The sequence below is a fragment of the Gemmatimonadales bacterium genome (assembly GCA_030697825.1).
In the GTDB taxonomy this organism is placed as follows: domain Bacteria; phylum Gemmatimonadota; class Gemmatimonadetes; order Gemmatimonadales; family JACORV01; genus JACORV01.
This window is the reverse complement of the sequence record JAUYOW010000035.1, coordinates 14,471-34,285: the sequence shown is the minus strand read 5'-3', so window position 1 is coordinate 34,285 and position 19,815 is coordinate 14,471. Positions and strand designations below refer to the sequence as shown.

The 19,815-nt window shown below is 68.5% G+C and carries 17 protein-coding genes and 5 tRNA genes; 8 read left to right on the top strand and 14 right to left on the bottom strand.

Annotated features, from left to right (window positions below):
• From Q8Q85_01550 to Q8Q85_01540, 3 genes are all read left to right on the top strand, one after another.
• A partial coding sequence (locus tag Q8Q85_01550; protein ID MDP3772929.1) for a nucleotidyl transferase AbiEii/AbiGii toxin family protein occupies positions 1–420 on the top strand: 420 nt, incomplete at its 5' end.
• Complete coding sequence (locus Q8Q85_01545; protein ID MDP3772928.1) at positions 417–3,869, top strand: type I restriction endonuclease subunit R; 3,453 nt, start codon at positions 417–419, stop codon at positions 3,867–3,869. The genes Q8Q85_01550 and Q8Q85_01545, both read left to right, overlap by 4 nt.
• Positions 3,870–4,139: 270 nt before the next feature.
• Entirely contained in the window at positions 4,140–4,502 is a 363-nt protein-coding gene (locus tag Q8Q85_01540; protein MDP3772927.1) for an MTH938/NDUFAF3 family protein, read from the top strand.
• Between the two features lie 7 nt (positions 4,503–4,509).
• On the opposite strand, the gene moeB is transcribed toward Q8Q85_01540, so the two are convergent.
• The 6 genes from moeB to Q8Q85_01510 all read right to left on the bottom strand — a co-directional run bounded on the left by moeB (position 4,510) and on the right by Q8Q85_01510 (position 9,158).
• On the bottom strand, positions 4,510–5,934 hold the full coding sequence (gene moeB / locus Q8Q85_01535) for a molybdopterin-synthase adenylyltransferase MoeB (GenBank protein ID MDP3772926.1): 1,425 nt from the start codon (positions 5,932–5,934) through the stop codon (positions 4,510–4,512).
• Positions 5,935–5,941: 7 nt separating this feature from the next.
• Complete coding sequence (locus Q8Q85_01530) at positions 5,942–6,379, bottom strand: M67 family metallopeptidase (protein MDP3772925.1); 438 nt, start codon at positions 6,377–6,379, stop codon at positions 5,942–5,944.
• Positions 6,376–7,353: a PLP-dependent cysteine synthase family protein gene (locus tag Q8Q85_01525; protein ID MDP3772924.1), complete on the bottom strand. Its 978-nt coding sequence runs from the start codon at positions 7,351–7,353 to the stop codon at positions 6,376–6,378. The genes Q8Q85_01530 and Q8Q85_01525 overlap by 4 nt, the downstream gene beginning before the upstream one ends.
• Before the next feature lie 238 nt (positions 7,354–7,591).
• Positions 7,592–8,059 carry a YbaK/EbsC family protein gene (locus tag Q8Q85_01520; GenBank protein MDP3772923.1) on the bottom strand — a complete coding sequence of 156 codons (468 nt, stop codon included), beginning with the start codon at positions 8,057–8,059 and terminating at the stop codon, positions 7,592–7,594.
• Positions 8,060–8,198: 139 nt separating this feature from the next.
• Positions 8,199–8,271: transfer RNA gene (locus Q8Q85_01515), tRNA-Lys, on the bottom strand.
• A 53-nt stretch (positions 8,272–8,324) separates the two neighbouring features.
• The gene (locus Q8Q85_01510) at positions 8,325–9,158 is read right to left on the bottom strand and encodes a dienelactone hydrolase family protein (GenBank protein MDP3772922.1); all 834 of its coding nucleotides are present in this window, start codon (positions 9,156–9,158) and stop codon (positions 8,325–8,327) included.
• Between the two features lie 543 nt (positions 9,159–9,701).
• Between Q8Q85_01510 and Q8Q85_01505 the strand changes: the two genes are divergently transcribed.
• The 3 genes from Q8Q85_01505 to Q8Q85_01495 all read left to right on the top strand — a co-directional run bounded on the left by Q8Q85_01505 (position 9,702) and on the right by Q8Q85_01495 (position 12,650).
• Positions 9,702–9,962: a PAS domain-containing protein gene (locus Q8Q85_01505; protein MDP3772921.1), complete on the top strand. Its 261-nt coding sequence runs from the start codon at positions 9,702–9,704 to the stop codon at positions 9,960–9,962.
• Between the two features lie 4 nt (positions 9,963–9,966).
• Entirely contained in the window at positions 9,967–11,721 is a 1,755-nt protein-coding gene (locus Q8Q85_01500) for an ATP-binding protein (protein MDP3772920.1), read from the top strand.
• 107 nt (positions 11,722–11,828) lie between these two features.
• Positions 11,829–12,650, top strand: coding sequence for a type II secretion system F family protein (locus tag Q8Q85_01495; protein ID MDP3772919.1), 822 nt, complete (start codon positions 11,829–11,831; stop codon positions 12,648–12,650).
• Here the strand turns inward: Q8Q85_01495 and Q8Q85_01490 are convergent.
• The 6 genes from Q8Q85_01490 to Q8Q85_01465 all read right to left on the bottom strand — a co-directional run bounded on the left by Q8Q85_01490 (position 12,648) and on the right by Q8Q85_01465 (position 15,075).
• A tRNA-Glu gene (locus tag Q8Q85_01490) sits at positions 12,648–12,719 on the bottom strand. The two genes, Q8Q85_01495 and Q8Q85_01490, sit on opposite strands and share 3 nt — an antisense overlap.
• 12 nt (positions 12,720–12,731) lie before the next feature.
• Positions 12,732–12,804 (bottom strand) — tRNA-Glu (locus Q8Q85_01485).
• 85 nt (positions 12,805–12,889) lie between these two features.
• Positions 12,890–12,962: transfer RNA gene (locus tag Q8Q85_01480), tRNA-Trp, on the bottom strand.
• Positions 12,963–12,981: 19 nt separating this feature from the next.
• A tRNA-His gene (locus Q8Q85_01475) sits at positions 12,982–13,055 on the bottom strand.
• Positions 13,056–13,112: 57 nt separating this feature from the next.
• Positions 13,113–13,772, bottom strand: a complete 660-nt coding sequence (locus Q8Q85_01470; protein ID MDP3772918.1) for an aminotransferase class IV — start codon at positions 13,770–13,772, stop codon at positions 13,113–13,115.
• A 34-nt stretch (positions 13,773–13,806) separates the two neighbouring features.
• Complete coding sequence (locus tag Q8Q85_01465) at positions 13,807–15,075, bottom strand: anthranilate synthase component I family protein (GenBank protein MDP3772917.1); 1,269 nt, start codon at positions 15,073–15,075, stop codon at positions 13,807–13,809.
• Positions 15,076–15,120: 45 nt separating this feature from the next.
• On the opposite strand from Q8Q85_01465, the gene Q8Q85_01460 reads away from it, so the two are divergent.
• On the top strand, positions 15,121–15,603 hold the full coding sequence (locus tag Q8Q85_01460) for a hotdog fold domain-containing protein (GenBank protein MDP3772916.1): 483 nt from the start codon (positions 15,121–15,123) through the stop codon (positions 15,601–15,603).
• Positions 15,603–16,583: a nitronate monooxygenase family protein gene (locus Q8Q85_01455; protein MDP3772915.1), complete on the top strand. Its 981-nt coding sequence runs from the start codon at positions 15,603–15,605 to the stop codon at positions 16,581–16,583. The genes Q8Q85_01460 and Q8Q85_01455 overlap by 1 nt, the downstream gene beginning before the upstream one ends.
• A 67-nt stretch (positions 16,584–16,650) precedes the next feature.
• On the opposite strand, the gene Q8Q85_01450 is transcribed toward Q8Q85_01455, so the two are convergent.
• Positions 16,651–18,495 carry an ABC transporter ATP-binding protein gene (locus tag Q8Q85_01450; protein ID MDP3772914.1) on the bottom strand — a complete coding sequence of 615 codons (1,845 nt, stop codon included), beginning with the start codon at positions 18,493–18,495 and terminating at the stop codon, positions 16,651–16,653.
• Positions 18,496–18,541: 46 nt separating this feature from the next.
• On the bottom strand, positions 18,542–19,690 hold the full coding sequence (locus Q8Q85_01445; protein MDP3772913.1) for a glycine cleavage T C-terminal barrel domain-containing protein: 1,149 nt from the start codon (positions 19,688–19,690) through the stop codon (positions 18,542–18,544).
• Positions 19,691–19,815 lie beyond the last annotated feature (125 nt).

The window sequence follows — 19,815 nt, the reverse complement described above, 5'->3', positions numbered from 1 at the left end:
ACGCCCGTCGTGCAAGGAGAGGCGAAGACGCTTCTCCTCGACCCGGTTTCCGGTTCCGCGCTGGTACCGGCTCTGCGCGTGCCGTGCCTTTCCCAGCAAGAGGCGATGGCCGAGAAGCTCCGCGCGGCCCTATGCCGCCGTGACGTGGCGATCCGTGACTTCTACGACATTGATCATGCCGTCCGCCGACTCGGCGTTCGCCTGGACGATGCGCAACTGCTCGAGCTGGTTCGGCAGAAGCTCGCCGTTCCCGGAAACGAGCCCCTCGATGTCTCACGCGCTCGGCTGGATGCCCTTCTCCCGCAGGTCGAAACCGAGCTCAAGCCCGTGCTCCGCCCGGCGGACTTTGCGGCCTTTGATCTGGGCCGGGCCTTCGCAACCGTGGCCGAGGTGGCGGCCGCGCTCGGCCGAACCCCGTGATCACCGACATCAACAACGAAGACCGGCTGGTCCAGCAGACCTTCGCCGATCACCTGCGTGACGCGCTCGGCTGGGAGAGCGTCTACGCCTACAACACCGAGACGTTCGGCCCCAACGGGACGCTGGGGCGCGCCACCGAGCGCGAGGTCGTCCTCCTGCGCGACCTGCACGCGGCGCTGGCGCGCCTCAACCCTGACCTGCCGGAATCAGCCCGCGAACAGGCCATCGAGAAGCTCACGCGCGTGGACTTCGCCCGCTCGCTGGTGCAGCATAATCGCGACTTCTACGCGTTCATGCGGGGCGGCGTGCCGGTGGACTGGCGCGATCCGCAGGGAGAGACACGCCACGCGCTGGCGCGGGTGATCGACTTCCGGGACGCCACCAAGAACCGGTTCCTGGCCGTGCGCGAATTGAAGGTTCAGGGCGTCCGGGTGCCGCACTACAACCGGCGCGCCGACCTGGTCTGCTTCGTCAACGGCCTGCCGCTGGTCTTCATCGAACTGAAGGCGGTCTACAAGAACATCCGCGCCGGCTTCGACGAGAACCTGACCGACTACCTGCACGAGCACAGCATCGCGCACGCCTTCCACCACAACGCCTTTCTCGTGATCAGCAACGGCGACCATGCCCGCTACGGCTCCATTACCAGCATGTGGGAGCACTTCGTCGAGTGGAAGCGCAACGACGAGAGGGAGAAGGGTCGCGTGGACGCCGAGGTGTTGCTGGACGGCATGCTGGCGAAGGAGCGTCTGCTCGATCTGGTGGAGAACTTCATCCTGTTCGACGACAGCCGGGCGGGCGGGACGCGCAAGATCGTGGCGCGAAACCATCAAGTGCTCGGCGTGAACAGTGCGGTCGCATCGGTTGTCCGACAGGGGGAATTGAAGCGCCAGTATCCCGAGCGCACCAGGCGGCGCCCCGTGTACCGTGTGAACCGCGGCAACTCGTCAGCGATCCTGTCTTTGCCGGCAGACATTTCGCCTGAGGCACTGCCTCTCGCCGCTGAAGCCGTACGCAAACCGCCGTCATTCTCAGCGAATACCGGCAAAGATACCGGTCTGGCTCTGCCCCTGGTCGAACGCGCCCATCCCGACCTGGGTCGCCTGGGCGTTTTCTGGCACACGCAGGGCAGCGGCAAGTCCTACTCGATGGTGTTCTTCGCGGAGAAGGTACGACGCGTCGTGCCGGGCAACTTCACCTTCGTTGTGATGACCGACCGAGAAGACCTGGATGACCAGATATGGCGCACCTTCATCGGCTGTGGCGTGACCGACGAGAAGACGCCGCGGGCCGGCTCGGGCAAGGCATTGAAAGCAAGCCTCCGCGAGAATCATCGCTTTGTGTTCAGCCTGATTCACAAGTTCAACCAGGATGTGAAGGAAGCGTACAGCAAGCGGGATGACATCATCGTGGTGTCGGACGAGGCGCATCGCACCCAAGCGGGCAAGTTCGCGCGCAACATGCGGCTGGCGCTGCCGAACGCCTCGTTTATCGGCTTCACCGGAACTCCTCTCTTCAAGCATGACCACCTCACCCGTCGCATTTTCGGCGGCTACGTGTCGCGCTACGACTTCAAGCGCTCCGAGGAGGACCAGTCCACGGTCAAGCTGGTCTATGAGAACCGGGGCGAGAAACTCGGTATCGCGCGGTTGGACCTCAACGACCGCATCGCCGCCAAGATCGAGGAGGCGGAACTCGACCCGGACCAGACCGCGCTGCTGGAGAAGCTGCTGGGGCAGGACTACGAGGTCATCACCGCAGACGACCGCCTGGACAAACTTGCCGAGGACTTCGTCGAGCACTGCTCGACCCGCTGGGAGACCGGCAAGTCCATGATGGTGTGCATCGACAAGCTGACGTGCGCCCGGATGTTCCAGCGCATCGAGCCTCGCTGGAAGGCGAAGCTGTCCCTATTGGAGGCGCTGATTCCAGTCAAGGAAGCGGAGCTGGACTCGGCGTCCGACCCGGATCAACGCGAGCGTCTGGTCAAGACTCTGGAGCAACTGCGCGGGCAGGTGCAGTGGATGGAAAGCACGATCATCGAGATCATCATCAGCGAAGCGCAGAACGAGGTGCGCGACTTTCAGAAGTGGGACATCGACATCATCCCGCATCGCGTGGTGATGAAGACCGGCTTCCAGACGCCCGACGGCAAGCGGGTCGCCGTGGAAGACGCTTTCAAGGACCCGGAGCACCCGTTCCGCGTCGCCATCATCTGCGCCATGTGGCTGACCGGCTTCGACGTTGAGTGCCTGTCCACGCTCTACATCGACAAGCCGATGAAGGCACACACGCTAATGCAGGCCATCGCCCGTGCCAACCGCGTCTATCCAGGCAAGGATTGCGGCGTCATCGTGGACTACAACGGGATGCTCAAGAGCCTGCGCGAGGCGCTTGCCCAGTACGCGATGGGCGATGACACCGAGGGCGGCGACGGCGGCGACATTGTCGCGCCGATCGAGGAGCTGGTTACCGCTCTATCGCAAGCCATCGAGGCTGCGGAGAAACATCTCAGGAGCTTGGGCTTCGACCCGTCGCGGCTTGCGGGCGCGACTGGCTTCGCACGCATCGAGGCGCTGCGGGACGCCGTGGACGCGCTCTGCACCTCAGACGAGGCGAAGCGCCGTTTCGAGATCATGGCGAGGCAGGTCTTCGTCCGCTTCAAGGCGCTGCTGATGGAGCCGAGCGCGTTCGCTTTCGCCGAACGGCACGACAACATCGAAGCGATCTACAGGAAGCTGCAGGAGAAACGTGACACCGCCGACGTAACCGCGCTCCTCAAGGAGCTGCACCAGATCGTCAACGAGGCGATCCGCGCCCAGCAACCCGGCGAGGACCACGCCGAAGGGCTGACTGTGGATCTGAGTCAGATCGACTTCGCCAAGCTCCGCGACGAGTTCGCGAGTAAGGTAAAGCGCAAGCACGCCGCGCTTCAGGACATCCGGGACGTCGTTGAGAAGAGACTGGCGCAGATGCTCGCCAGCAACCCGATGCGGATGGACTACTACAAGAAATACCAGGAGATCATCGGCGACTATAACCGCGAGAAGGATCGCGTGACGGTGGAGCAGACGTTTGCGAAGCTGGTCGAGCTTGCCGGCAGCCTCGACGCTGAAGAGAAGCGCGCGGCGGAGGAAGGCTTGACTGATGATGAGCTGGCGTTGTTCGACCTGCTCTTCAAGGCGAACATCAGCAAAGCCGACCGGGAAAGGCTGAAGCAAGCCAGCAGGTCCCTGCTTGCGTCGCTCCGAGAGCTTCTCAAGCCGATGCACGACTGGACGCAGAACACGCGCACCCAGGCGGAGGTGAAGGTTTTCATTCTCGACAACCTCTGGCAATCGCTGCCGCGTCCGCCATTCTCAGACCAAGAGGCCGAAGCTCTCGCGTACCGCATCTACGACTACGTCTGGGAGCGCAGCGCCAGCGGAACCTTCGCCGCCGCGGCGTAGTGCGCAGAGCTGAGTCAGCTGGCTTATTCTCGGTCAGTCTTCTCGACTCTCCTAACGCCGGCTTCGCCCGTCAGCCGAGGGCGATCTCGCCCTCCACGGTCGCCGCCGTGCCGAGGCCGTCGATCTCCAGCACCGCGCGGGCCGGCGGTTGTCCTGTCAAAGCGCCCGGCGGTTCTTGGGGAGGCTCTCGCATCGGAGGCCCGCCGTCCTTGCACTTCCTGCGCGGAGCATCCAACCTTACCGTCAAGGCAGGCACGGAGGCCCTCCGCTATGCGGCCCCACCTTGATCGCACCGGCTTCGGGTGGCTCGAGATCGACGGCCAGCGCTACGAGCACGACATCCTGATCCGCCTCGGCGGCGCCGTCAAGAAGCGCAAGAAGAAGCTCTCCAAGCGCATCTACGGCACCTCGCACACGATCTCGCTCGACGAAGCGAGGCACATCTTCGAGGACGCCGCGAGCCTGCTGGTCATCGGCTCGGGCCAGTACGGCAACGTCCACCTCTCGCCGGAGGCGAAAGCATACCTCAGCCGCCACCGCTGCGAGGTCTGCCTGCTGCCGACCCCCGAGGCGCTCAGCGCCTGGAACGAGGCGCCGGAGGGCGCGATCGGCTTGTTCCACGTGACCTGCTGAGACGCGATCAATACCGCGGCACCGACGGGTCCACTTCCGTCGCCCAGGCGTCAATGCCGCCTCGGAGGCTCCGCACCTTCGAGAAGCCCGCCGCCCGCAGGATCTCGAGCGCCCGCATCGAGCGGCTGCCCTTGTGGCAGTGCGTCACGATCTCCTTATGGCCGTCGAGCTCGCCCAGACGCTCGGGGAGTTGGCCCAGCGGAATCAGTTGCGCGCCCGGGATGCGGCAGATCTCCCACTCCCGCATCTCGCGCACGTCCACGAGCACGAGGTCCGGGTTCTCCCTGAGATCGCGCGCCAGGTCGGTCGCTGTGATCTCCGGACCCTCGTAGGCGGGAGCCGCGCCGATCCCGCAGAAGGCCTCGTAGTCGATCAGCTCGCGCACGGTCGGGTTAGGCCCGCACACCGGGCAGTCGGGGTCCTTGCGCAGCGTGAGCTCCCGGAAGCGAAACTTCAACGCGTCGAACAGGACGAGCCGCCCCACGAGCGTGTCGCCCGCGCCGAGGATCAGCTTGAGCGTCTCGAGCGCCTGGATGCTGCCGATGATCCCCGGCAGCACGCCCAGCACACCGCCTTCGGCGCACGACGGGACGAGCCCGGGCGGTGGCGGCTCCGGGTAGAGGCAGCGGTAACACGGGCCCTGTTCGGCGTGGAACACCGACGCCTGACCCTCGAACCGGAAGATCGAGCCGTAGACGTTTGGCTTGCCGAGCAGCACGCAGGCGTCGTTCACCAGGTAACGGGTAGGGAAGTTGTCGGTGCCGTCCGCCACGACGTCGAAGTCGCCCAGGATCTCGAGCGCGTTTTCCGAGGTGAGCCGCACGGGGAACGTCTCGACGTGCACGTGCGGGTTGAGATCCGCGAGCCGCTCGGCTGCCGAGTCCAGCTTGGGCCGGCCGACCGCGGCGGTGCCGTGGAGGATCTGACGCTGGAGGTTGGTCGCGTCCACGGCGTCGAAGTCCACGAGGCCGATCGTCCCGACGCCCGCCGCGGCGAGGTAGAGCGCCGCGGGCGAGCCCAGCCCGCCCGCCCCGACCAGCAGGACGCGCGCCGCCTTGATCCGCCGCTGCCCGCCGGGCCCCACCTCCGGGAGGATGAGATGCCGCGAATAGCGGAGGATCTCCGCGTGGTTGAGCTCGGGCAGCGCGGTCGCCACGTTGACCGCCCCTCCCGCGATGCTCGGCACGATCGAGACTTCGTCGCCGTCCGCGGCGCGCGTCGCCTCGCGCGCGAGATCACGGATGTCCCGGTCGTTCAGGTAGACGTTGACGAACGTCCTCAGCCGCCCGTCGTCGCGGAAGAGATGGGCGCGCAGCTGCGCGTGCTCGACGGCCAGCCGCTCCATGATCTCGCCCACTGTTCCGGCGTTCGTCTCGACGACGTCGCGCCCCCCGACGTAAGGCCGAAGGGGCGTCGGAATGTGCACGGTCACCGGCATATCATGACTCCTTCACTTCGAGTTCGCGTTCCACGAAACCGCTTCGATCGTCGCGCAGCTCCCACACTCGCTCCTCGCGCACGTCGCCGCCGGCGACCGACGCGATGAGGTAGCACCACCACGGCCAGGCGTGCTCGGTGTCGTACGCCGAGGGGCGCGCGGGCACGTCGGGATGAGAGTGGTACGTGCCCACCACTACGAGGCCGGCCCGCCGCGCCTCTCGCTCGGCCGTGAGGAAGTCGTCGGGCGCGATGAGGTAGCGCGTGCGCTCACCGCCATCCGCCGCCCGCTGGTTAGGGACCGGAAGCTCGCGGTCGACGACGACGTTGCCGTTTGGTCCCCGCGTGCCGAGCAGGAAGCCGCACCCCTCGCTCGGGTACGCCGCGGCGAGGTGCCGCCGGATCTCGGCCAGCACACCGGGGGCGATCCGCACGCTCATGGCTCCCCGAGCAGGCGACGCTCGTCGGCGAGGTACGAGGCGCCACCGTCGGGCGCGATCGCCACGACGACCGGCGGCCCGCCGCGCGGCGCGCCCGCGCGCGCGAGCACCTGGTCCGCCGCGACGAGCGCCGCGCCCGTGGACCAGCCGACGAAGACTCCCCGCTCGCGCGCGAGTTGGCGGACCTTCGCCTCCGCGGCCTCCGTCGCCACGAACACCGTCTCGTCCACGATCGAGGGGTCGTAGATGCCGGGGGCGATCGCCGTCGCCAGGTGCTTGAGCCCCTCGAGGCCGTGCAGCGGGCCCTCCGGCTGGACGGCGACGAGGCGGATGTCCGCGCGCCGCGCCTTCAGGAACCGTCCCGCACCGACCAGCGTCCCGCTCGTTCCCACGCCCGCCACGAGGTGGGTGATTCGGCCGCGCGTGTCTCGCCAGATCTCGGGACCCGTCGTGCGCTCGTGCGCCCGAGGATTCGCGGGGTTGTTGTACTGGTCGGCGTACCAGTAGCGCTCGGGCTCGGCGGCGGCGAGCTCCCGGGCGCGGCGGATGGCGCCGTCGCTCCCCTCGAGCGGGTCGGTCTCGACCACCTCCGCGCCGAGGAGGCGGAGCTGGTTGCGTCGCGCCCGCGAGGCGTTGGCGGGCACGCACACCGTCACGCCGATCCCAGCCGCGGCGCCGAGCGTCGCGTAGGCGACGGCCGTGTTGCCGCTGGACGAGTCGAGCAGGCGCCGCTGCGGCAGAGCGCCCATCGCGAGCCCGCTGCGCAGGATCTCCCGCGCCGGGCGGTCCTTCACCGAGCCGCCCGGGTTGAACCACTCCGCCTTGAGGAGCAGCGCGGGCCGGGCGGACCCGGGACCCTCCGGTGGCTCGAGCGGAATGATCGGGGTGTTCCCGACGAGCCCCCACAGCGCCGGCTCGCGCCGGCCGGGGACGGTCAGTGCCTGGTGCGTCGCTCCGGCGAGACTGCCCGCCACGCGCCCCTCCTCCAAATGAAAAGCCCACCTCGATGACTCGGAGGTGGGCCGGTTGCCTCTGCTCTTTCTAGCGGCGATGCTCGCCTACACAGCGCGCATCCCCCACGAGCCGGTCCCCACTCCCGTCGGGGCAGGGCAACAGCAGCAGGTGCAGCACCCGCACAGCTGGACCGGCAGTGAAAGGGAACAATCGATCATACGATGGTACTTAACGGCGGCTCCGACGGCGGTCAAGGCCTCAGTGCGTCGTCGCGAACTTGAGGACCTTCGGCTTCACCAGCCGCTGGTAGTCCTGGTAGGCGAGCTTGATCACCTCGGTGTACGTGCCCGCGTTGAAGGCGATCTCCTCGTCATTCGCGAGCCGCTCCTCGACGAAGACGTCCATGTCGTAGAGGTTGCCGAAGGGCGGCATCGCGCCCAGCTCGCAGCCGGGGAACCGATCGGCGAACTCACGCTCCGTCGCGAGCTCGACGTTCTTGGCGCCGGTCGCCTGCCGCAGCAGGTCGAGGATCACCCTCGACGAGGCGGGCAGCACCGCCATCGCCAGCCGGCCGTCCACCTTCACGACGACGGTCTTCGCCCACTCCTTGCCGGGGACGTGCGCCGCGGCGGCCAGCTCCTGCGCGGTGTAGCCCGGCGAGTGGCTGATCTCGACGTACTTGACGCCGTTAGCGTCGAGGAACTCCTTCAAGCGTTGGACGGGCATACGCACCTCGCCTTGGTCCTCACCGGAAGAACATTCCTCGCCTCGCCCGCGATGTCCAGCGCCACCCCGGATCGCGGTCGGTGGCCGTGTGGCGGCCGACCGGCAAGAGTTGGGCTAGTTTGATGTGCCGCTAGAGGAATGCGCCGCGATGGAATCGAACCATCAACCTACTGATTAAGAGTCAGTTGCTCTGCCAATTGAGCTAGCGGCGCGCGGAGGAAAAACTCGCTAGTCAAAACCCGTTGCGCAACCCGCGGTAACCGCTTCATCGGCCAAGGGCGTCCCGCAGGAACGCGACCGTCGCCGGCCACGCCTGCTCGGCAGCGCGGCGGTTCGCGCCGGCGCGGCCCGCCTGATCGCGCAGGAAGCCGTGCCCCGCCCCGTCGTACACGCGCGGATCGTAACGCTTGTTGAGAAGGGACATCGCCCCGCGCGTGGGCTCCACCGTCGCGGTCACGCGCGCATCGTCGCCGCCGTAGAGGCCGAGCACCGGACCGTTGATGCGCGGAAGGGCCGTGGAGTCCGGCGCGGTGCCATAGTACACCACCGCCCCGCGCAGGCTCGCGAAGTTGGTCGCGAACGCGAAGCTGGTCGAGCCGCCCCAGCAAAAGCCGATGCTCGCCACCCGATCCCGGGCCGCCGGGAGACGCGTGGCGTAGGTCGCGGCGGAGGCCAGCCGACGCGCCACCTCGTCCGGGGCCAGCGCCCGAACCAGCCGCACCGCTTCCTGCCGGTCGGCCGGCGTGCCGGTGCCGTTCGCCCCCTTCCCGCTCAACAGGTCCGGCGCGATGGCGATGAACCCCTCCGCCGCGAGCTGGTCCGCCACGCCGCGGATCCAATCGGTGAGGCCGTAGATCTCGTGGATCACCACGACTACAGGCGCGCGGCCCTGGCGCTCGGGGTACACCACCCACGCCATGACGCTGTCGCCGCCGCCGGCGTCCACTCTCACCCACTCCCCGTGGCGGGGCGAAACGTTGAGGCGGGCGAGGGCGCTGTCGCCGTCGGCGGGGAGCGACTGCGCCTGCGCCCCGCAAGCGACGACCGCGAGACAGGTTGCCGTGATCACGCCACACATGAGCCGGGCCGGGACCGACATCGAAGAACCGCCATGAGTTGAGGGAATGTCCACGAAAGGTGCGATCATCCGGCGATTTCGGCCAGAGGCATGGCCCGGTCTGTCGCAAACCGTCCCCGCAATGCAGATTCGGCCCGTGAACCGCACCTCCGGCGGCACCCGCCTTCGAAGCCTCAGCGACGCCGAGACACTTCGCGCCCTGGTCGGCAATCTGCGCGAGGGGATCTACGTGTCGAACGTCAGGGGCGAGGTTCTCGACGCGAACCGCGCGTTCCTGGAGATGATCGGGGTCTCGTCGCTGGACGAGTTCAAGCGTTTCACCGCCTACGACCTTTTCGTGGACCCGGAGCAGCGGGCGCGGGAGCTGGAGCTGCTGAGGCACGACGGCGCGGTGCGCGAGTTCGAGTTCCAGATCCGGCGGCTCGACGGCGAGATCCGCACGGTCCTCGACGCGCGTGCACTGCCGTCCAGGACCCGGAATCGGGCGAGACCCTCTTCCACGGCATCCTGGTCGACATCACCGACCGGCAGCGAGCCGCCCAGGATCAGCGCCAGACGCTGTCGGTGCTCACCGCGGCACTCGAGTCCACAGCCGACGGGATCCTGGTCGTGGACGACCCCGGCAAGATCGCCAAGTTCAACCGCAAGTTTGTCGAGATGTGGCACATCCCCGAGGAGATCATCGCCTCGCGCGACGACGAGCGCGCAATCCAGTTCGTGCTCGACCAGCTGAAGGACCCCGAGGGCTTCTTGCGCAAGGTTCGCGAGTTGTACGCGACGCCGGAGGCCGCCACCGCGCTGGTCGCCGGCCAGGCGAGGCGCTGACCCGGTGCCGCTCTTCGGCGGCCCGCCACCCGAGCGCGAGCGCTACGACGCCCCGCCCCAGGGCGAGTGGGCACAGAAGCTCCGCAAGCGCATGAAACAGGGCGCCGTGAACTTCTTCATCCTCCACGGCCCGGGCGTCCGTGACCTCCATCCACTCGGCGCGCGCCGCTATGGCGCGATGCGCGAGTATCTGGCGGAGACGGTCTTCTCCGACCGCGCCGCAGTGGTCACCTACGACCGCGGCGCCGGGATCCGCTTCACCGACAGCGGCGTCGAGGACGACTTCAAGACGCTCCTCAAAGCCTACGACAAGCAGAACGGCACTACGCTCGCGCAGTCGCAGCCGCGCGACCCCGACCGCGCGCTCCAGCTGGTGGAGGGCTACGTCCGCGCCCAACTGACCGAGAACCGGCGCTTTTCAGCCTGCGTGATCGTGGACTATGGCGAGACGGTCGCGCCCGCGGGCGAGCCGGGCCAGCTGTCGGTGGAGGACCGCGGCTCCATCGTCACGCTGCGCCGCTGGGCGAGCGACCCGCTCTTCCTCCAGCGCGAGGTGACCTTCTGCCTCATCGCCGAGAGCACGGCGTCGCTCAACGCCTCCCTGATCGCCGACGCGCGGACGGTCGAGATCGCAGTCCCGGTGCCGAGCGAGGAGGAACGATATGCGTACCTCACGGGCCGGGGCGGCACGCCGGACACCTTCGCGCGGATCGATGCGCGGCGGGCGGCGGTGCTCACGGGTGGGCTCACGCGCCTGAACCTCGAGAGCCTGCTCGCCGAGGCCGAGGCGGGAGGGGCTGCGCTCGACCCGGACGCCCTGACGCGCGAGAAGAAGCGTCTCATCGAGGAGTCCAGCGGGGGACTGCTGGAGTTCATGACGAGCGACGTGGGCCTCGACGCGGTGGCGGGGCACGAGAACGCGAAGGCGCTCCTGCGCGAAGCCGCGAACGCGCTGCGGCAGGGGCGGCTCGACGTGGTGCCGATGGGGTTCCTGATCTGCGGGCCGGTGGGTACGGGGAAGAGCTTCATCGTCAGGTGCTTCGCGGCGGAGATCGGGATACCGGTGGTCGAGCTTCAGAACTTCCGCTCGATGTGGCAGGGGCAGACGGAGTCGAACCTGGAGCGCATCCTCGGGATCCTCGACGCGATCGGGCCGGTGGCGGTAGTGATCGACGAAGCGGACGCGGCGCTCGGCAGCCGTGACGTGGGCGGGCACGACTCGGGCGTCAGCGAGCGCGTCTTCGCGTCGCTGGCCGCGTTCATGGGCGACACGCGCCGCCGCGGCCGGGTGCTCTGGTTCCTGATGACGAGCCGGCCCGACCTGGTGCCGGTAGACCTCAAGCGCCAGGGCCGCGCCGAGGAGCACCTGGCGCTCTTCCCGCCTGCCACTCCCGAGGAGCGCGCCGTCGTGTTCGAGGCGCTGCGCCGGCGGCTCAAGATCCCGCTGGCGCCGGACGTGCAGCCGGCCACGCTGTTCGGCGACGCGGCCTCGCTCTCGGCCGCGGACATCGAGGCGATCCTGGTCCGCGCGAGCCGGCGCATGGCCGCGGCAGGCCTCAAGACCATGAACGCCGCGCTGCTGGCCGGGCTCATCCAGGATTTCCAGCCGCCCACCTATCCGCTGGAGATCGAGTATCAGAAACTGATCGCGGCGGTCGAGTGTACGTCGCGCGCGCTGCTCCCGCCTGACCTCGCGGCGATGTCGAACGCGGCGATCGCGGGAAGGCTGGCGGAGCTGCGGGCGGCCTTGGGGAGATGAGCGTGATGGCCGTAGGCCGCTGGCTGTTAGGCGTCGGCGGGTGCCCGATGGCCGCAAAACGGCGGCGGCGGAGCCCCCCAACGGCCAACGGCTAGCGGCTGCCGCCCATGCTTCTCACTCATGCCTGGGCCGAGCTCGACGTCGCCCGCTTCAAGGCGGAGTTCTACCGCATGTGGTACGCGGGCTACCATGCCGGCCTCGACTACCCTACCACGCTCGGCTCGATGCACGAGTTCACGCGCTCGCCGAGCGTCGAGAAGCTGCGCGGCTACCTCCTCGCGGGCACCAAGCGGCGCGCGGCGCTCGCGTCGCTGACGAAGGCCAAGCCGCGGCTCTTCGTTCCGTTCGAGGCGGCGCTGCTCGTCCTCGGCGAGGAGTCCGGCTCGCTCGAGACCTGCCTCAAGCTCCTCGCCGACTTCTTCGCCGCCGAGCACCGGATGATTCTGTGGATCAAGAAGAAGCTGAGCTATCCCATGTTCCAGGCGCTCGCGGCGACCTTCATCGCGCCGTTCCCGCTGCTTTTCTTCGGACATACGGCGCAGTACCTGCTGGTCGTGATGGGCGGGTTGACGATCCTGGTGACGGCGGGTGGATCGTTGCTGCTCGCCGCCGCGACATGGTACGGACGAAAGCCGAAGTTCGTACGCGGCCGCCTGGCCCGCGCGCTAGTGCTTGGCGTGGAGGCTGGACTGCCGCTGGGGCGGGTCGTGGAGCTGGCGGTGGACGCGGCGGCGAGCCCGGTGATCAGCGCGCACGTAGCGAGACAGCAGCCGTTGGCCGTTGGCTGCCAGCCGTTGGCGAAGACCTTCGCGGGGTGCGACCTGATCCCGCGGGAGATGCTGGCGACGATGGAGATCGCGGACGCAACGGGGAATTACTCGGAGACGCTGAAGCGGCTGGCGGACTTGTACGACGGCGGGTACTCATAGCCCCAAGGGGAATCGAACCCCTGTTCCCACCTTGAAAGGGTGGTGTCCTAGCCGTTAGACGATGGGGCCGACGGGGAGGAGTAGCGGTAACGGGATTCGAACCCGTGTTTTGGCCTTGAGAGGGCCACGTCCTAGTCCCCTAGACGATACCGCCGTGGTGCAGCCGTTGGCCGTTAGCCGTTAGCCGTTGGTGGCCGGGTGCCCCCCAACGGCCAACAGCCAACGGCTGCTTTTTCCAACAGGCCCGGAGGGAATCGAACCCCCAACCCCCGGTTTTGGAGACCGGTGCTCTACCAATTGAGCTACGGACCTAATTCTGACCTCGAACCAGGGTGACTGACGGGGATTGAACCCGCAACCTCCGGAGCCACAGTCCGGCGCTCTAACCGATTGAGCTACAGCCACCACGGCTCCCGCCCGGTTCGCGAGAGCCATCAAAGCTACATGGGCCAGTAGGGGGGCTCAACCCCAGAACTCCGCCCTGAGCGCCGCCGTCCGCGGGTCGCGGCGTACCTCCACGTCATCAAGGCTCAGGGTCTCGACGATCCCACGGACCGCGTTGACCAGGAAGGGAGCCCCCGGGAGGAGCGCGGCCGGCGCGAATCTCCCCTCGGCGACCGGAATCCCTGCCCTCCGGGCCAGCGTCATGACCCGGGCTCGGCCGATCCCGGGCAGGATGCCGAGACCGAGGTCGGGGGTGCAAAGCAGCTCGTCGCTCCAGAAGAAAAGGGACGTGATCGCCCCCTCGGCCAGGTGACCGCCGGCGGTCAGAAGCAAGGCCTCCTCTGCCCCTCGCCCCTCCGCCTCCTCACGCGCGCGCTCGAACTGCGCCCGAACCGTGCTCTTCACCGGGTAGGCGTCGTGAGGGACCGTCGAGGTGACCACGCGCATCGGGACGGCCGCCGGCACGGGACGTTCGGTGATGACCTCGCCGGTTTCGTCGATGGTGACGCGAACGACGACCTCGCCCTCGGCCTCGAACTGCCTGAGCCGCTGCTCGAGGCCCGGCGGCGCGCCCTCGACGCCGAGACGCCAGAGACCAGCGCCGAGTCGCGCGAGGTGCTCGGCGAGGAACGGGACGCGCCCTTCGCGGATGCGGATGGTTTCGAAGAGGCCGGCCATCAGACGGGCAGACGTGGCGGACGTGCGGGAATCCTCACTCTTCCAACCTCAGCGCCAGGCGCAGCGCGGCGGCCTTGCGCAGCGATTCCTTCCACTCACGCGCGGGGTCCGAGTCGGCGACGATGCCGGCGCCGGCCTGGATGACGACTTCCCCGTCGCGCACCACGGCCGAGCGGATGATGATGTTCCACTGCGCCGCGTCCCGGCCCGTCCAGCCGAGGGCGCCGGTGTAGAAGCCGCGCGCCACCGGCTCGAGCTCCGCGATGATCTCCATAGCTCGGATCTTGGGCGTGCCGGTGATGGTACCGCCGGGGAACATGGCGCGGAAGACGTCGAGCGGCGCGGTGCCGGGGACGACCGTCGCTACGACGTCGCGCACGAGGTGCATCACGTGCGAGTACTCCTCGACCGCGCCAAGCTCTGCGACGCGCACCGAGCCGAACTCGGCGATGCGGCCGAGGTCGTTGCGTGCCAGGTCCACCAGCATGACGTGCTCCGCGGCTTCCTTCGCGTCCGTCCTCAGCTCGCGGCGCATCGCCGCGTCCGGGACGCTTTTCCCGGTCTTCTTGCGGGTGCCGGCGATCGGCCGGGCCCGCGCGGTCCCGTCCCGCACCTCGACCAGCAGCTCCGGCGAGCCGCAGACGAGCTGCCAGTCGCCGAAGTCGGCGTAGCCCATCCACGGCGACGGGTTGATCGCGCGGAGCCGCCGGTAGACATCGAATGCCGGCTCCGCGAGCGGCGCGCGCTCGGCGACGCTGAGGTTGACCTGGTAGATGTCCCCCGCGCGGATGTACTCGAGGGCGCGTTGCACCGCGGCTTCGAACTGCGCCTGATCCAACGAACGGCGGCTCGGGGGCGCTTGCCGCTCCGGCGGTCGGACCGCACGCAGGGCGCCCGCCGTCGCGGCACGCGCCCCCTTGCCGCCTTCGTCCACCCCGCGCCACGACTCGCCGGCTGCCACCCCCCATCGATCTCTTGCGTCGTCTCCGCGGATCTCCGGTCGCATCCCCGGCCGCAACGTGATCCGCTGCGTCGGGACGAACAGGTCAGCGAGCGGCTGCGCGATCATCGGCGCGCGGCGACGCGCGTGCGGCGGGATGCCGAGGTCGTAGGCGATCACCCCGATGTAGTCGTCGCCGAGCGTGAGGGCGTCGAGCGTGCCCACGGCGGCATCCGTCCACTCGATTCGCACCCGGTGCAGAGGCGCCCAGGCCAGCATGCTCTTGCCCGCACCTCGTCCGTCCTCGAGCAGGACGAATGGCGGCGAGAGGCCCGCGGCGATGGCGAGTAGACGCTCCAGCACGGCGGCAATGTAGGAAGGACGCGGGTCGCGGGCTACATTCGTTCCATGTCAACAGCGATCGCCTCACCTGGTGAACGGATACGTACCGCCTGGCGGCGGCTGGCGCCGTTGCCCGGTGGAAAAGCGCTGTTCAGCATCGTGCTTGGCTGGATGGCACCCTACAGCGGCACGATCCGCGCGCGGGTGCTCGAGTTGGAGCCAGGCTACGCCAAGCTGGTGATGCGCGACCGGCGGGGTATCCGGAACCATCTCAACTCGGTGCACGCGATCGCGCTCGCCAACCTCGCCGAGCTCTCGAGCGGGCTCGCGATGCTCACGGGGATGCCCAGCCACGCGCGAGGGATCCCGGTCGGGCTGAGGATCGCGTACCTCAAGAAGGCCCGCGGTGCGCTGACCGCCGAGTGTCGCTGCGCGCTGCCGGACTTCAGCCACGAAGGGGAGTACGAGTTCGAAGCGTCCATCTCGGACGGCGGCGGCGACGTGGTGGCGAAGGCCACGGTGCGCTGGAAGCTCGGGCCGGTCGCTTGATGGACCTAACGACGCCGTTCGCGCGGAAGGTGGGCATCGAAGTGCCCCTCATCTGCGGTGCGATGTACCCGTGCAGCAACCCGGAGCTGGTCGCCGCGGCCTCGGCCGCCGGCGGCATCGGCATCGTCCAGCCGATCTCGATGACCTACGTTCACCGTCACGACTACCGCGAGGGGCTGCGCCTCATCCGCCGGCTCACCGACAAGCCCATCGGGATGAACGCACTGATCGAGCAGTCGTCCCGCATCTACCGCGAGCGGATGGAGCGCTGGATCGACATCTCGCTGGAGGAGGGGGTGCGGTTCTTCGTCACGTCGTTAGGCAATCCGCGCTGGGTGGTGGACCGGGTGCGGCCGGTAGGAGGAGTGGTTTACCACGACGTGACCGAGCGGAAGTGGGCGCTCAAGGCCCTGGACGGCGGAGTGCAAGGGCTCATCTGCGTGAACGACCGCGCCGGCGGCCACGCGGGGGCGAAGAGCCCGCGGGCGCTGGTGGACGAGACCGCCGACCTGGGATTGCCGCTGATCTGCGCGGGCGGGATCGGCGACGCGCCGGATTTCGTGGCCGCGCTGAAGATGGGGTACGCCGGCGTGCAGATGGGGACGCGGTTCATCGCGGCGGAGGAGTGCAACGCGCACCCCGACTACAAGCAGGCGATCGTGCGCGCCACGGAGAAGGACATCGTCCTCACCGAGCGCATCACCGGCGTGCCGCTGGCGGTGATCCGGACGCCGTACGTGGAGCGGATCGGCACCAAGATCGGACCGCTCTCGCGGCTCTTGTTCCGGGGGCGGAAGACCAAGCACTGGATGCGCACCTTCTACGCGCTGCGCTCGCTCCGGCAGCTCAAGAAGGACTCGCTGGCCAGCACGGCCTCGGCGGACTACTGGCAGGCGGGGAAGAGCGTGGCGGGGATCGCGGCGGTCGAGCCGGCGGGCACGATCATTAGGAGGTTCGCGGAGGCGGCGCGGGCGGCCTAGGGTTGAAGGATGGCGGCGGCCGCCCCGCTTTGCTTTGGCGAAGGTGGATGATGTAGCGCCGCGGCCTCTAGAGCGCGTCCCCGCGCGCGGCCGAGGCCGGCTCCGCCGGCGCCTCCTGCTCCGGCGTGAAGTCTTCCCCGGGATTGATGAACCGGTCCAGCTCGATCTGGTACTGCCGGTCGTAGAGCTGCCGGTACCGGCCCCCCAGCGCCAGCAGCTCGTGGTGGGTCCCGCGCTCCACGATCTCCCCGTGCTCCAGCACCAGGATCTGGTCGGCGCTGACGATGGTGCTGAGCCGGTGCGCGATCACGAACGTGGTACGCCCGCGCCGCAGCGACCGGAGCCCGTCCTGGATCTGCGCCTCGCTCTCACTGTCGAGGCTGCTCGTCGCTTCATCGAGGATCAGGATCCGGGGGTTCGCCAGGATCGCGCGCGCTATGGCGATGCGCTGCCGCTGACCGCCGGAGAGCTTGACCCCGCGCTCGCCCACCACGGTCTCGTACTGCTTCTCGAACTGCTCGACGAACTCGTCGCAGTGCGCGATGCGAGCCACCGCCCGCACCTCGTCCATCGTCGCGTGGGGCCGAGCGAAGCTGATGTTCTCGGCGATCGTGCCATCGAAGAGGAAGTTGTCCTGGAGCACCACGCCAAGGTGGCCCCGATAGTCGTGCACGCGCAGCGTCTCGAGGTCGCGCGCATCCACGAGGATGCGGCCCGATTTCGGATGGTTGAACGTCATCACCAGACTGATGAAGGTGCTCTTGCCCGAGCCGCTCGAGCCCACCAACGCCGTGGTGGAACCCGCCCTCGCCAGGAACGACACGTGCTTCAGGACCGGCGTGCCGGGGTTGTACTCGAAGCTCACGTCCTCAAACGCCACGTCACCGCGCAGGTCGCCGAGCGGCGCGCGGGACGCGTCCTCCTGGTCCTCGGTGGCCATGAGCCGGATCTCGCGGATCCGGTCCAGCCCGGCCAACGCCTCGGTGATCTGGGTGCCGATGGACGCGATCTGGATCATCGGCGCCACCATCAGCCCGGTGAACACGATGTACATGAAGAGATCGCCCACCGTCATCGTCCCCGCGAGCACGGCGCGCCCGCCGATCACGATCATCAGCACGCCGATAGCCCCGACGATCACCGCCGAGAAGGCGCCCAGACCGGAAATCGCCGTGATGGACTGCGCCACGTTGCGGAAGAGACGGTTCACGCCCTTCGCGAAGACCAGGCGCTCGCGCCGCTCCGCGGTGTAGGCCTTCACGACCCGGATCCCGCCCAGCGTCTCGGCCAGCCGGCCCGTCACCTCGGCGTTGATCTTGCCGCGCTCCCGGAAGAGCGGCCGCAGCCTGCTGAACGCGTACGCCATCCCGCCGCCGAAGGCCAGCAGCATCACGAGCGTGATCGTCGTGAGGTGCCAGTTGAGCCAGAACAGGACGCCGACCGCGACCGCCGCTGTCACCAGCCCGCCGGTGAGCTGCACCAGTCCGGTGCCGACGAGGTTCCGGATCCCCTCCGCGTCGGTCATGATGCGCGAGATGAGGACGCCCGTCTTGGTGGAGTCGAAGTACCAGACCGGCAGCCGCGCCACGTGCTCCTGAACCGTGCGGCGCATGTCGGTGATCGCCTTCTGCGCCGCCACGCCGAGCACCTGTGACAGCGCGAACGACGTCGCCGCCTGGATGAGGGTGGCGCCACCGGCCGCCAGCGCCAGGAGCGGCAGCAGGTCCGCCCTCCGATGACCGATGATCTCGTCGATCACGAACTTGGTGGACGCCGGCAGCACCAGGCCGGCAGCCCGGTTCACCAGCAGGAGCGCGAGCCCGACGCCGAGCCGGCGACGGTGACGCCAGATGATCACGCGCGCTTCGGCCCACGCGTTCTTGAAGCGCGGACGCCGTTTCTCGTCAGCCACCGCTACCCACCCTGATGGGGAATCCCAGACTCAAAATAGCGAGGTCTCAGCTCTTGGGGATGGCCTTCTCCGGATCCACGAACGGCTTCGCCACCACCGTGGCCGGGCGCTCGCCACCGGGCGCCGCTACCGCCAGGCGCGTGCCCAGCGCCGCGTGCGCCACCGGAACCCAGGCGTAGGCGATGTTCCGTTTGAGCCGAGGTGAGTGGACCGCCGACGTGATGTGCCCGACCACCGCGCCGCCCGCCCGCACCGGCCACTTGGTGGTGTTGAACTCGATCGGATCGCCGCCGATCTCCACGCCGACGAGCTGGCGCGCCACGCCATCGGCCTTGATGCGGCGCAAGGCGTCCCGGCCGATGTAGTCGCCCGACTTGTTCTCGTCCACCAACCGCTCGAGGCCGAGCTCGTAGACGTTGTTCTCCAGCGTCATGTCCGCGCCCCAGTTGAGGATTCCGGCCTCGATGCGGCGGATGTCGGAAGGGCCGGTGGGCCGGATGTCGTGCGGCTTCCCCGCCGCCATGACCCGCTCCCAGAGATCGTCGCCGCGGCTGCCGTCGCGCAGGTAGATCTCGTAGCCCACTTCCCCCGTCCACCCGGTGCGGGTCACCACCACGGGAATGCCGTCCAGCGCGGTCTCCATGAACCAGTAGTAGCCCAGCTTCAGCACCCCGTCGCCGAACAGGGTCTGCACCACCGCCTTGGCCTTGGGGCCCTGGATCTGGAGCGGGGAGACGTCGGGCTCGGTGATCTGCACCTTCAACCCGGACTTGAGCGCGACACCGCGCGCCCACAGCAGCACGTCGCTGTCGGCCAGCGCGAGCCAGAAGTGGTTCTCGCCCAGCCGCAGGAGCACCGGGTCGTTGATGATGCCGCCGTCCTCGGCGGTGATGACCACGTATTTCCCCTGGCCGACGGCGCACCGGGAGAGGTCCCGAGGGGTGAGCATATCGGTGAACGCGAAGGCGTCGGGGCCGGTGATTTCCACCTGCCGCTCGACGCTCACGTCCCACAGCGTGACGTGGTTGATGAGGTGCCAGTACTCCGCCTCGAGGTCGTCGAAGCAGATGGGGAACAGCATGTGGTTGTATACCGTGTAGGCCTTGGCGCCGTGGCGCTGGGTGGCCTCGAAGAACGGCGTGCGGCGCAGCCGGGCGCCGCGCTGGATGAGGCTCATGTCGAAGGGGGTGCGCATGCGCGTGTCCTGTCGGGTCGTCGGAGTTGGGCGCGGAGACAAACGGGCCGTAAGCTGCGCCCAGCGAGCTTCCGCCGCAAGCAGCGTGGCCGAGGCGCGCGCGGGCTGGAGCAGATTCTCGAGGT

What these genes read in the sequence shown, in the direction of transcription:
- Q8Q85_01460 (MDP3772916.1), top strand. Translation starts at nt 15,121, where the DNA reads ATGTCAACAGCGATCGCCTCACCTGGTGAACGGATACGTACCGCCTGG.
- Q8Q85_01470 (MDP3772918.1), bottom strand. Translation starts at nt 13,772, where the DNA reads ATGGCCGGCCTCTTCGAAACCATCCGCATCCGCGAAGGGCGCGTCCCG.
- Q8Q85_01445 (MDP3772913.1), bottom strand. Translation starts at nt 19,690, where the DNA reads ATGCGCACCCCCTTCGACATGAGCCTCATCCAGCGCGGCGCCCGGCTG.
- Q8Q85_01455 (MDP3772915.1), top strand. Translation starts at nt 15,603, where the DNA reads ATGGACCTAACGACGCCGTTCGCGCGGAAGGTGGGCATCGAAGTGCCC.
- Q8Q85_01540 (MDP3772927.1), top strand. Translation starts at nt 4,140, where the DNA reads ATGCGGCCCCACCTTGATCGCACCGGCTTCGGGTGGCTCGAGATCGAC.
- Q8Q85_01520 (MDP3772923.1), bottom strand. Translation starts at nt 8,059, where the DNA reads ATGCCCGTCCAACGCTTGAAGGAGTTCCTCGACGCTAACGGCGTCAAG.
- Q8Q85_01495 (MDP3772919.1), top strand. Translation starts at nt 11,829, where the DNA reads ATGCTTCTCACTCATGCCTGGGCCGAGCTCGACGTCGCCCGCTTCAAG.
- Q8Q85_01510 (MDP3772922.1), bottom strand. Translation starts at nt 9,158, where the DNA reads ATGTCGGTCCCGGCCCGGCTCATGTGTGGCGTGATCACGGCAACCTGT.
- Q8Q85_01530 (MDP3772925.1), bottom strand. Translation starts at nt 6,379, where the DNA reads ATGAGCGTGCGGATCGCCCCCGGTGTGCTGGCCGAGATCCGGCGGCAC.